This window comes from Opitutaceae bacterium TAV5 (genome assembly GCA_000242935.3).
Taxonomy (GTDB): Bacteria; Verrucomicrobiota; Verrucomicrobiia; order Opitutales; family Opitutaceae; genus Geminisphaera.
Window position 1 is genome coordinate 3,091,767 of the sequence record CP007053.1, and the last position, 12,655, is coordinate 3,104,421.

The window sequence follows — 12,655 nt, forward strand, 5'->3', positions numbered from 1 at the left end:
CCATGCGCCTTCCTGTAAAAATCCTCCGCTCCCTTGTGGCCGCCACCGCACTGCTCGCCATCACGGGCAGCGCGCTTGCACAGACCATCAAGCAACCCGGCCTCACACTCGAAGCGAAAGCCTGGGACAACATCCGGATTCAGGACGACAGCGGGAAGACGCTGCTCACCCTCACCGGCCTCGACCTCAAACCCGCGCCCCGCGCCAAAACCACCGGCGGTGTCGTCACGCAAACGACCTCCCCCGACGGTTACCCCGCGCTCGCGATCGATTACACGCTCGCCGCATCCGACGACGCCGTCACCACCGCAAAACTCACCGGCTACTTCACCCTCAAGCCCGGCCTCGTCGATGTCACCTGGACGCTTGCCGGTCTCCCCGATGACGCCAACCTCGGCCTCAGCATGTTCGGCCGCCGCCTTGCCGCTGGCGCGACTTCCCTCCCCATTGAAAAAACCGGCATCTGGAAACGCCATGCCCACGGCGGCCAGCCCCAGGAGCACCCCGATGGCAAATTCGCCCGCTATCAGGTCGATGACAAAATCGTCGCCCTCGCCTTTGGCTCCGAAAACAAGGTCAACCTCGACTGGAAAGATGGCGCCCGGCATCACATCAGCTTCGTCAAATCCCCCGACCAGCCCGGCACGCAAACCGCCGCGTTTTCCATCATCCTGACACCCGCCGACTGGCCCCTCGAACTCGTTTCCGCCCGCTGGCACGGCCGCCCTGTCGGCCTGAAGATCACCACCCCGAAACTCTACAACTGGTGGGAATCGAGAGAAAACCAGCCTGCCGGCCAACAACCCGAACTCACTCTCGACGCCGTGCTCGCCAACACCGCCGATGCCGCGCGCACCGTCACCCTGAATCACTGGATCCGCGATTTCGCCGGCAACCACGTCTCCCGCGAGGCGCGCGACATCGAGCTCGCCCCCGGCCAGCGTCTCGACGAGACGATTCGCTTTCGTCCCTCGGCCGATTCCGTCGATCCTTCCCGGGAAATCTTTTTCGCCGAGGTCTCTGCCACCGACAAGGCCACCGGCGAGGAACTTGCCTTCGCGCGCACCAACCTCACGCTTCTCCCTCCGCACGACTTCAAGGGCACTTCCACCGAAAGCCTCTTCGGCATCGCCGCCTACTGGCCTTTCCCCGACGAAGCCTCCGTGCAGCGCGTCATGGAGCGCATGGGGGTTCGCTGGTATCGGCAGGGCAACACGCACAATTACAAAAACATCACCGCCATCCGTCACACCCAGATCCCGCGCAAGCGCCACGACGAAGACCCCGTCGCCGGCGACAAATGGGTTCGGGAACAACTTCAGCTCTGTGTCGATCACGCCAACCCCGCTTGGGAGTTCGGCAACGAGATCAACTACGCCGTCATGAGTATCGGCATGGGTGATACGGTAAAAGATCAGGAACGCGTCAAACGCATCGACAGATACCTCGGCTGGGTGCGCGCCATCCGTCGCATCCAGCAGGAAATGGGACCACCTGCCGCCGACGTGAAACTTCTCAGCGTCGGCCTCGCCGGCATGGATGTGAAATTTGCCGACGGCATCCACGACGCCGGCGGCTGGAAACTCCTCGACGGCCTCGCCCTGCATCCTGGCCGCGGCAACTTCACGCCCGACTACCCCGTCTCCGAACCTTGGCAAAACTGGAAGAGCGGCGCTTACGGCAACTACTGGAATTATTACGGCTCCGTCCGCACCGCCGCCAATCTCGTGAAAAAATACGGCGATACGCCGGACAAGCCCAAGGAACTCTGGCTCACCGAAGTTTACGCCTGCGCCTACCCGAACAGTTTCTGGGAAGACTCGCTGCGCCACGGTGCCGAGAATGCCATCCTTTCCTTCGGCCTCGCCATGAGCGAAAACGTCAAGGCGCTGATGTGGTATCAGCTTTTCGACTCCGTTCATTACGACAAGCTCGGCGTGAACCCGAAGGACCGCGAATATTACTTCGGCCTGATCAACCGCGACCTCAGCTTCAAGCCCGCGCTCCTGGCCTACGCCACCGCGGCCGAGGAACTCGACCAGGCGAAGTTCGTCCGCTGGCTGCATTTCCCCGAATCCGGCGAAAGCAAAACCCGCGGCCTCCTCTTCGACACGCCGCGCGGCCCGATGACGATTCTCTGGGATCGCACCGACGGCTATGTCCTGACCGAAAAGGTCAAGGATTTCGCCTCGCCCGAACCCTGGATCGACTCGTGGCGTTCCCGTATCCCGACCTTGTTGCCCGTTGCTCCCGGCCAGGCGTCGGTCACCACGGTCAATCCCATTGGCCAGCGGCAGAATGTGGCTGCGACCACCACGGCACGCGGAACCGAGGTCACGCTCAAACTCACCGGTGCTCCGGTGATCGTCTATGGCCTCGACGCGAAAAGGCTCCCGTAATGCAGCCGCGCCTTCCCGACCCCTTCGACGCATCCTTCCGCACCCTGCCTTGAAAGCACCCGCTGCTGCTGTCCGGTCGTCCACCACCGACGCCGTCCGCGATTTTATCCACCGCAACTGGGCGGCCACGCTTCGCACGCACACGCAGGACGAGGGCACGCTCCTCGGCCTGCCGCATCCCTACACCGTGCCCTGCCGCCGGGCGATGTTTCAGGAACTGTATTACTGGGACACTTACTTCACGGCGCTGGGTCTGGTGCGCAGCCCCGGCGGCCTCGCGCTCGCGCAGGACAACCTGAAAAACTTCATCCACGAAGTCGAACGCCACGGCTTCGTCCCCAACGGCAACCGCACCTACTATCTGAATCGTTCCCAGCCGCCGTACCTGGCGCCTCTGGTCAATCTCCTGCGACGTGGCGCGGGCGCAGTCCTTCCGGTCGAACTGCCCCGCCTCCTTTCCGCTCTCCGCACCGAACACGCTTTCTGGACCACCCGCCGCGCCGCTCCTGCCGGCACGTCCGCCGCCGGCCTTTCCCGCTACGGCCATCACGCTTCGCCCGACTACGTCATGCAGTTTTTCCGCGAGATCAAGGACCGCGCCGGCCTTCCCGGAGGTGACGAAACCGCCTGCCGCGAACAGGCCGGCCACATGCTCGCCGAATGCGAGTCCGGCTGGGATTTCACTCCCCGCTTCGACCAGCGTTGCGAACACTTCTGCCCCGTCGATCTCAACTGCAATCTTTACGTCCTCGAAGCCACGCTCGCCGCTCTCAGCGCCACCGGGGATGTCCATCTCCCGGCAAGCTCCGGAAAAATCGATCGGGAGCCCGACGCTTCCACTGCGGCGTCCGATGCCGCCGCCCGCACCGAGGCCGCGACCTGGCGCATCCGGGCGGATGCCCGCCGCCACCTCGTCCACGCCCTCAACTGGGATGCCGACCGGGGCGCCTTTTTCGATTACGATTTTGCCCACGCCCGTCGCAGTCCGGTGCTCTCCGCGGCCACTTTCCAGCCGCTCTGGTCCGGTCTGGCCACCGAGGAGCAAGCCGCCTCCGTCGTCGCGCGAGCCCTCCCGCAACTCGAACGCCCCCACGGCCTCACCGCCTGCGCTCCAGCCATTCGACAATCCGCATTCCGCAATCCGCATTCCTGCCAGTGGGATCACCCCAATCTCTGGCCTTGCCTGCAAGCCATCGCCTGGCGCGGCCTGCAACGCTACGGCTATGTCACCGAAGCCCGGCGTATCGCTCAAAAATATGCCGATACCGTCTGTCGCGTTTTTGTGGATACGGGTGATCTCTGGGAGAAATACAACGCCGACACCGGCACGCACCACGCCAGTGGCGACGCCGGCTACGAGACTCCGGCCATGATGGGCTGGACGGCAGGCGTGTTCCTCGACGCCGTGGCGTTGCTGGAGGAAGAGGCGTAAGACCGGCGCCCCCTGATGGTTTTGATCTTACACAAAGACCGCGAAGAACGCGAAGGCTCGGAACTGAAGTTACGCACTCCCGACGTGGCGGCATGCTTTTACTGCCAATCTGCCTGCAGGACGGAAGCGGGCGGGACGCCCGCGGAACACGGGCTGGAAGCCCGTGCCACTCCGGAATCGTTCTCGTTCTCGTTCTCTTGATCGTTCTCCTGCTCCGGCATTCGCACGACGCGCCGCAGCACGAGAAAGAGTAAGAGAAAGAGAAGGAGTACGAGAAAGAGTACGATCCGGAGAACGAGTAAGAGAACGAGAAGGAGAATGATCCGGAGAGCTACTGGCGAAGGGCGGCGACCTGCGCATGCAGCACATCGCAGAGTTCCAGCAAGTGCCGGACCGGCGGGAGCGCGGCGTGCGGGGCGAGGGCCTCGCGGGCGGCGGAGGTTTCTTCGGCCAGGGCCGCGGCGACCTGTTCGAAAATACCGTGCTCCTGCATCTGGCGCAACCGCGCGGAAAGATCGGGCGGGCGCTGGCCGGTGATCTCGGCATGGAGTGTCTCGCGTTCGGCCGGTGAGAGCTTTTCGGCAAGGAAGAGGAGCGGGAGCGTGATCTTGCCGCTGGCAAGGTCGGTGCCGAGAGTCTTGCCGATGCGGTTTTCCTGTCCGAAGAAATCGGCCAGGTCGTCGTAGATCTGGTAGGCGATGCCGAGCTTGCGGCCAAAGGTGGCGGCGGCGGGCGCAAACCCGGGGTGGCCGGACAGGCGGGCGCCGAGCAGGCAGGAAACGCGGAAGAGCTCGGCGGTTTTCAGGTCGATGATGCGGTCGTAATCGGCGCGGGTGACGTCGATGGTGCCGCGGCGGAGTGTTTGCACGATCTCGCCGGCGCAGACTTTCCGGGTGGATTCGGAGACGGCGGCACAGACCTCGGTCGTGGGGAATTGCGAAGCGAGGTAAACGGCATGGGCGAGCAGCGCATCGCCAAGAAGGACCGCCGCTTCGGCTCCGTATTTGCGGGCGGCGGTGGGACGGCTGCGCCGGACATCGGCTTCGTCCATGATATCGTCGTGGACGAGCGTGGCGAGATGGACGAGTTCGACGACGGCGGCGGCGCGGACGAGCGGATCGCCGTGGGTCGAAACGGCGGCGGGGGTGGCGTCGTCCGAAGGATCGCTGTCGTTCCAGCCGCTGAGGAAGACGAGTGCGGGCCGGATGCGCTTGCCGGAGGTATCGATGCAATAATCGGCCATGTCGCGGATTTCCGGTTCGAAGGCGGAGAGCTGCGCCCGGAGAAACGCATCGAGCCGGCTCATGCGCGGCTTGAGCCGGGCAAAAACCGTGGCAAACGCAGCGGCAGTGGTGATGGTGGATGGGCGGGCGGCGGGCGCGGTCATGGACTGGAAAGCAGGAACGTGCACATCTGCGCAGGCCTTGTCGAGGCAACGGGTGAATGCCCGGAGAAGTGGCACGCGCATCCTTGCCCGTGGGTTTGAGTGGCATGGCCATCCTGGCCATGTTGCCCGGAATCATGGGCTGGAAGCCCATGCCACTTCACGGGCAGGGATGCCCGTGCCACGTCGTTGTGATGAGCCGGGCGCCTGGCCCCCCGGGGGGGCCTCACTGGCAGGCTTCGCATTCGCCGCCGTTGCGCATGGCCTCGATGCTGCAGGCGAGTTTTTGCTCGGCGGTGTAAGTGCGTTGCGTGGCGGCATCGCTGGTCGTGGCGGTGGCAACGCCGGGAGACACGCCGCGCATCTCTTTTTTCACGGAGACCGTCGCCTTCTCGATGTTGGAGGCGCCGAGCGTGCGGAGATAGTAGGTGGTCTTGAGTCCGACGTGCCAGGCATGGCGGTACATGTGGCTCAGGGTCTTGAGGTCGGGCGTCTCGAGCCAGAGATTCACGGACTGGCTCTGGTCGATCCACTTCTGGCGGCGCGCGGCGGCGTCGATCACCCATTTGTGGTCGATGCCGAAGGCGGTGCGGTATTTTTCCTTCAGGTCGGCGGGGATGGTGTCGATGTCACGGAGTTCGCCGTCGAAGTATTTCAGGTTGTCGATCATCTCCTGGTTCCAGAGGCCGCGCGCCTTGAGGTCGCGGACGAGGTACGGATTGAGCACGATGAACTCGCCGGAGAGGTTGGATTTGACGAAGAGGTTTTTGTACGTCGGCTCGATGCAGGGCGAGGTGGCGGTGATGTTGGAAATCGTCGCGGTGGGCGCGATGGCGAGGACGTTGCTGTTGCGCATGCCCTGCCTGGCAATTTTCGCGCGGAGGGGCGTCCAGTCGAGCTTGCCGCCGCGGGGGACTTCCACGGGGACGCCGCGCTCCTGCTCGAGGAGATCGACCGTATCCTGCGGGAGGATACCCCGGTCCCATTTCGAGCCCTTGTAGGTGGAGTAGGCGCCGCGTTCGGCGGCGAGGTCGCTGGAGGCTTCGTAAGCGTAGTACGCGATGGCTTCCATGGCCTCGTCGTTGAACTCGACGGCCTCGGGCGAGGCGAAGGCGTGGCCGCGCAGGTAGAGGGAATTGGCAAGGCCCATCACACCGAGGCCGATGGGACGGTGGCGTCGGTTGGACGTCTCGGCGGGTTTGGTCGGGTAGAAGTTGATGTCGATGACGTTGTCGAGCGCGCGGACGGCGGTGCGGATGGTGTCGCGGAGCTTGTCGTGGTCGATCGAGCCGTCGGGACGCAGGTGCGTTTCGAGAATGATGGAGCCGAGGTTGCAGACGGCGGTCTCGTCGTTGCTCGTGTTGAGCGTGATCTCGGTGCAGAGGTTGGACGAGTGGATGACGCCGACGTGATCCTGCGGGGAGCGGAGGTTGCAGGCGTCCTTGAACGTGATCCAGGGATGGCCGGTCTCGAAGAGCATCGAGAGCATCTTTTTCCAGAGTTCGAGCGCCTCGATGCGCTGGCCGGTGATCTTGCCTTCTTCGGCGAGCTTCTCGTAACGGAGGTAGGCTTCCTCGAATTTCCTGCCGTAGAGCTCGTGGAGATCGGGAGCCTCGTTGGAACGGAAGAGCGTCCAGTGCTCGCGGGCCTCCATGCGCTTCATGAACAGGTCGGGAATCCAGTTGGCCGTATTCATGTCGTGGGTACGGCGGCGGTCGTCTCCGGTGTTTTTGCGCAGTTCGAGGAATTCGAAGATGTCGTTGTGCCAGGTTTCCAGGTAAGCGCAGCCGGAGCCTTTCCGCTTCCCGCCCTGGTTGACGGCGTTGAGCTGGTCGTTGTGGAGCTTGAGGAAGGGGATGACGCCCTGGGATTCGCCGTTGGTGCCGGCGATGTGCGCGCCGGTGCCGCGGACTGCCGTCCAGGAACCGCCGAGGCCGCCGGCCCACTTGGAGAGCTGGGCGTTTTCGGCGATGCCGCGGTACATGATGCCTTCGAGCGAGTCGTCCACGTAGTAGAGATAGCAGGACGAGAGCTGCGAGTGGAGCGTGCCGGAGTTGAAGAGGGTGGGCGTGCTGGAGCAGAAGCGGCGGCTCTTGTAGAGCTCGTAGAGCGAGACGATGCGCTGCTCGCGCTGGCCGGTCTTTTCGTCGCCGTCGTTGAGGAAGAGGCCCATGGCGACGCGCATCCAGAAGAGTTGCGGGGTCTCGAGCCGGCGGGAAGGTTTTTGCGTCTTGTCGACGATGAGGTAGCGGTCGTAGAGGGTCTGGATGCCGAGGAAATCGAGCTCGAGATCGGCGGAGGGGTCGAGCGCGGCGGCGAGTTTTTCGAGGTCGTAGTCGAGGAGGCGGGGGTTGATGCGCTTGATGGCGGCGCCGTGGGCGAGGTGTTTTTTGAAGGCGGCCTGGTGGAAGGTCTTCAGTTTGCCGATGCCGTCGCGGACGATGTCCCAGCCGAGCACCTCCTCGTAGATGTAGGTGAGCTGGATGCGGCCGGCGAATTTCGCGAAGTCGGCGTCGCGCTCGATGAGGGTCTTGCTGTTGAGGATGATGGTCTGGTCGAGATCCTTGCGGGTGATCTGGTCGAAGAGGGAACGGGTGAGCTCGGTTTCGATCTCGTCGCTGGTGAGGCAGAGGTCCAGGCCGATGCGGGCGAACTCGATGCGCAGGCGCAGGTCGGTGCGGTCCCAGAGCGTGGTGGAGCCGTCGGGTTGCTGGACGACGATCATGGTCGCCGAGGTGTCGGCTGCGGATGCGGGGAGGGCGGCGGAGGATCCGGAGTCGGCGGGAGGTTCGGCGGAGCGGGTTTCGCTGCGGAGCGCGCGGTAGAGGATATAGGCTTCGGCGACCTTGTAGTGGCCGGTCTTCATGAGCTCTTCCTGGACGATGTCCTGGATTTCCTCGATGTGGATGAAAGCCTGCCGGGAACCGAGGACGCGGTCGGAAACGGCGCGGGTGATGTCGATGGCGGGGGAACTGTCGCGCTGGAGCGAGAGGAAGGCCTTGCGGATGGCGACTTCGATTTTTTGGGGGATGAAGGGGACGACCTGGCGGTTGCGGCGGATGACGCGGGTGGCGGTCTGCGCGGTGGTGGCGCCGGTGGAGCCGAGCTTGCGGGAGCGGTGGAGGAGGACGCTCTTGGCGATGTCGTAGGCGTTGTTGTCGACGAGGGTCTTTTCGATGAGCTCGTAGAGATCGTTGAGCGAGAGGCGGAGGGGCGCGGTCTTGAGCGCGGCGGAGGCGAGGTTGCCGGCGGCCTCGCGAATGATGCGGCCGACGAAGTCGCGCGTGGAGGGGGTGAAGATGTTGCCGGTGTCGCCGCGGGCGAGGTGGACGTTGGTGAGGGCTTTTCCGAGGGTGTCGGCAATCTCGCCGAGGTCGAGCGGGGTCTCGCCGGCGGGCGTGAGGAGGAGGATCTCGGGGAGGAGCGGCGTGTCGGCGGGGACGCAGTCGCGCCAGTTGTGCGAGGGTTTTTGTTCGACGGGGGCGTGGGTGGCGCGTTTGAGCGCGAGGTCGTGGGCGAGGGCGCGGGTGGAGCTGGAGGCGGTGGCGGAAGTGTTCATGTTGGCGTGAGTGGCGGATGAGTCGGCGGGTGAAAGAGGACGGAGGAGAACATCCGGCACTTGACGTTTAACATTTAACAGCCAGCGGCGGCGCTGCCGCGCCGGAGGGTTGTCGGGTGATGTCAAGCGTTAAATGCCGGATGCCAGGCGTTGGATGTCTGGCCGCAAGGCGGCCCGGGTTTCGGTCTACAGGTCGTCGTCGTGGGTGGTGGCGAGGGAGGAGGCTTTCTGGTATTCGGTGACGCGGCCCTCGAAGAAGTTTTGTTCCTTCTTGATGTCCATCATCTCGGCGAGCCAGGGGAGCGGGTTTTTGATGGTGCCGCCGGAAAGCGGGGCAAGGCCGACGCCTTCGAGGCGACGGTCGGCGATATAGTCGATGTAGTTGAGAAACTCGTCCACGGCCAGGCCGACGGCATTGACCGGGAGGCAGTCGCGGATGAATTCCTTCTCGAGCGCGACGGCTTCGCGCATGGTTTCGCGGAGTTCCTCCTTGAAACCGGACGTCCAGATTTCGGGGTTCTCCTCGACGAGATCCATGAGGAGATTGCGGAAAACCTCGATGTGGTTGCTCTCGTCGCGCAGGGTGTAGCGGAACATCTGGCCGATGCCGGGGAACTTGTTCTGGCGGTAGAGCGAGAGGATCATGCCGAAGAGCCCGTAAAACTGTGTGCCCTCCATGCACTGGCCGAAGAGGAACATGTTGCGAGCGAGGAGCTGCTTGTTCTCGGGCTGCGTGAGGTCGATGTCGCGGCGGAGCTCGCGGGAGTTTTTGGTGACGAACTCGTTTTTGCGGACGATGGTCGGGATGTCCTCGAACATGGCCTCGCACTCGTGCGGGTTGATGCCGAGGGAGGAGATCATGTAGAGGAGCGAGTCGGCATGGATGTTTTCCTCGTGGGCATGGCGGCCGAGGACGAGCTTGAGCTCGGGAGCGGTGACGAGTTCGCGGGTGACGTGCTGGATGTTGTCGCCGACGATGCCCTCGGCGGCGGAAAAGTAGCCGATGCCCATGCGGATGATCCAGCGCTCCTGGTCGGAGACGGCGCGCTCGTCGCGCCACTGCTCGATGTCCTTGCCCATGGGGATGTCCTCGGGCTCCCAGTGGTTGGCCTTCATGGTGCGGTAGAGATCGTAGGCCCACTGGTATTTGAGCGGGAGGAGGTTGAAGGTCATGGTCTCGCGACCGTTGATGACGCGCTTGGCGGCGAAGGCCGCTTCGGCTTTGGCCTGATCGAGGACGAAGGTTTTGGTTCCGACGGTGAAGGACTTTTGCATGAGAAAACGACTGGGGAAACGTGACGAGCGTGAGCGGCAGATGGAGAGGGCGGGCGTCGTGAGACGGAAACGGCGAAGGACAGTGATGCGATGGGTGCGACGACCGGAAAATGTGGCAGAAAGGGACGGATTTTTAGTCCACTTATGGAGTAATCAATCCCGACTTATTCGTAGTTGCTGACGTGTTATTAACCACAACGGGTTGTGGTTCCTGAGTTGGTAGACCACAATGGATGGGATTGTCGGAACGGCAGGTCAAACGTCTTTTGGTACTTTCAGGGAGGAAAAACGCACTTTTTTTGCTTGCCGCACCGGTCCCGGTTTCCCTTGCCCGGAGAAGGGACAGGGCAACCGGGAGCCGGTGATGTCTTCAGGCTCATGCGTGCGAGCCGGGGCGAGGCGTGACGACCGGGGCTACGCGGGGCATAACCCCGCCTGTTATAATTATCCTGCATACTCCACGCGTATCCGGCCGATCATCACGGAAGCCGGACAACCACTTGAAATTTAACGTTTAACATTTAGCGCTCAATGAAAACACCGGAAACAGTCTGTTTGGCGAATGGAATCCCGTCAGCCGGCATCCTGTTTAATGTTAAATGTTAACGGATGTTACGCAGACGCCCGCGCTACAGCGCATTGCGTAACATCAGATGTTAAGTGTTTAATGTTAAAACGTTCTCCGCCATCATTCGAACAGCTCGTCTGCATCACCCGGTCTTGCGATGAACTATCCGGGCTACCTTCGCGGTTCCACCCAGGCCCCCTCGACGAGAATCTCGCGCCGGTGCTCGGGCAGTCCGCGCTCGTTGTGCGTGAGCTGGTTGACGACAAGGTCGCAGGCCATCTCGCCGACCAGCGTATTGTTTTCGTCGATACCCGGGAACGGCGAGTTTGCCGGACGATTCAGGCATACGAGCAACGTGCCGCCGCCTCCCGCATCGCCGCCGCGTGCAAGCGGCGACACGCCCATCGTTTCCAGCCACCGGGCCTCCTCGCCGAGCAGCGTGACGAGCCCGTCGGGCTTCCAGCGTTTGTGCCAGGCCCGGAATGTGGCGAGGGGCGTGTCGTGAATCGTGCCGACGAATACGGGCAGCCGCCGTGCCTTCGGGATCTGCGCCTGCGCCACGAGGTAGCCGGCTATCCAGTTGGCATCGACGCCGCGGACGGCATTTTTCGGCAGGCAGAAGCCGATGCGCCGGCACCCGCGCTTCACCAGCCGGGCAAACGCGTGATCCATGTTATGCCGGTGATGCGAGGAGACGCGATCCACGACGGGTGAAGTCCATGTGTAGCTGACGGTGGCGCAGGCGTAGTTTTCCCAACGCAGCCGGACCGCCGGACGCTGCGCGTGCTTGGGCGCGGCGAGAATCACGCCGATGATGCCGCGCGCATGAAGCTGGCGGTCGATGGCCTCGTCGCTCATCCCCGGGCCGCGCAGGCAAAAACACTCCGTGCGATAACCGCGCAGGGCGGCGCGACGCTGGTAGCCGGCATACTGGGCGGTGTAGGTGTTGCGTTCCTGAGCGAGCCATTCCTCTTTCGACGCGTTGTCGAGCAGGATGGCGATGCACCCGAGGCTCTGCGGCGCACGTCCCGCGCGGATACGCGCCATGAGGGTGGTGACAAACGGACTGGCGCGATAACCCATCTTGCGGGCCGCTTCCTGCACGCGCTTTTTCGTTTCGGCGGCGACGAGCGGATGATCTCGCAGTGCCATCGAGACGGTGGCCTGGGTGAGCCCGAGCTTTTGGGCGATCTCGCGCTGATTGGCCATGGGATTGAAGCGACTTCGGCGGGGGGGAATCGAAAAGGCTTTACCGGTTGCGCGTCATCCGATCCGGACAGCTTTCAACCCGAGCGCGCTGGCGGCGGCGATCTGGTGGGTGTCGTGCGAATGCACCTCATCAAAACCGTGATGCAGCGCAGTCACCAGGTGCAGGCAATCGGCCGCGCGCAGAAACACATTTTCAGGGAGTGTCGCATAGGTCCGGGCCGCCTGCTCCGGAATGCCTCCATCCAGAGGGAACCATGTCCAGTAACCGCCGATGTCATCCTGGGCAAACTGCCGGGCAGCGGCTTGGAAATCCTCCCGGCTCCATTTTTTTTCACGGAGGCGGCGGTGAAAAACGGCCATCAGTTCCGTGCGCGCCAGCTCGGACGCAAAGACCGAAGGTCGAGCGTCCAGCCAGGCCCGGACGGCGGCGGACTCCGGCTCCGGCACATAATACTTGGCGAGGGTCGAGGTATCGCAAAAGGCCATCGGGAATACGCCTCCTTTCAGCGTTCACCGCGCACGGCATCAAGGTCATCGAGCACATCGCCACCCGGCACGCTGGCGGCATGGCCTGCTTTCTTCAGCAACGCCGCGTATTCAGGAAGCACTACGCGGCGACGGCGTTTTCCCGGCATGGCCGAGACAGGGGCGAGCACGGCGATCAATCGTCCGCGATCCGTGATCGGCGTGGGCGTTTTGGCCTTGCCGGCAAGGCGGACATGCTCGCCGGTTTTGGCGTGAAGTTCCTTGATGGTGATCGTGGCAGGCATGGTGTCACAGTGTCACTTTCCGGATACGGGTCAAGCGGCAGGGCGCCGGCCTGCTGCAT

General features: G+C 63.4%; 8 protein-coding genes. 2 read left to right on the forward strand and 6 right to left on the reverse strand.

What is annotated here, in order from left to right; genetic code table 11:
* The first annotated feature begins 2 nt into the window (after positions 1-2).
* Complete coding sequence (locus OPIT5_13490; GenBank protein ID AHF91066.1) at positions 3-2,399, forward strand: hypothetical protein; 2,397 nt, start codon at positions 3-5, stop codon at positions 2,397-2,399.
* Positions 2,371-3,831, forward strand: a complete 1,461-nt coding sequence (locus OPIT5_13495; protein AHF91067.1) for an alpha,alpha-trehalase — start codon at positions 2,371-2,373, stop codon at positions 3,829-3,831. Before OPIT5_13490 ends, OPIT5_13495 begins: the two co-directional genes overlap by 29 nt.
* A gap of 331 nt (positions 3,832-4,162) precedes the next feature.
* Here the strand turns inward: OPIT5_13495 and OPIT5_13500 are convergent, their stop codons facing one another.
* The 6 genes from OPIT5_13500 to OPIT5_13525 all read right to left on the reverse strand — a co-directional run bounded on the left by OPIT5_13500 (position 4,163) and on the right by OPIT5_13525 (position 12,596).
* A complete protein-coding gene (locus OPIT5_13500) occupies positions 4,163-5,137 on the reverse strand; it encodes a polyprenyl synthetase (protein ID AHF91068.1) in 975 nt (324 codons plus the stop codon).
* A 304-nt stretch (positions 5,138-5,441) separates the two neighbouring features.
* On the reverse strand, positions 5,442-8,774 hold the full coding sequence (locus OPIT5_13505) for a ribonucleoside-diphosphate reductase (GenBank protein ID AHF91069.1): 3,333 nt from the start codon (positions 8,772-8,774) through the stop codon (positions 5,442-5,444).
* Between the two features lie 186 nt (positions 8,775-8,960).
* Complete coding sequence (locus OPIT5_13510) at positions 8,961-10,049, reverse strand: response regulator SirA (GenBank protein ID AHF91070.1); 1,089 nt, start codon at positions 10,047-10,049, stop codon at positions 8,961-8,963.
* 739 nt (positions 10,050-10,788) lie between these two features.
* Entirely contained in the window at positions 10,789-11,826 is a 1,038-nt protein-coding gene (locus OPIT5_13515) for a LacI family transcriptional regulator (GenBank protein ID AHF91071.1), read from the reverse strand.
* A gap of 54 nt (positions 11,827-11,880) precedes the next feature.
* On the reverse strand, positions 11,881-12,312 hold the full coding sequence (locus OPIT5_13520; protein AHF91072.1) for a twitching motility protein PilT: 432 nt from the start codon (positions 12,310-12,312) through the stop codon (positions 11,881-11,883).
* Between the two features lie 17 nt (positions 12,313-12,329).
* Positions 12,330-12,596, reverse strand: a complete 267-nt coding sequence (locus tag OPIT5_13525) for a hypothetical protein (protein AHF91073.1) — start codon at positions 12,594-12,596, stop codon at positions 12,330-12,332.
* Positions 12,597-12,655 lie beyond the last annotated feature (59 nt).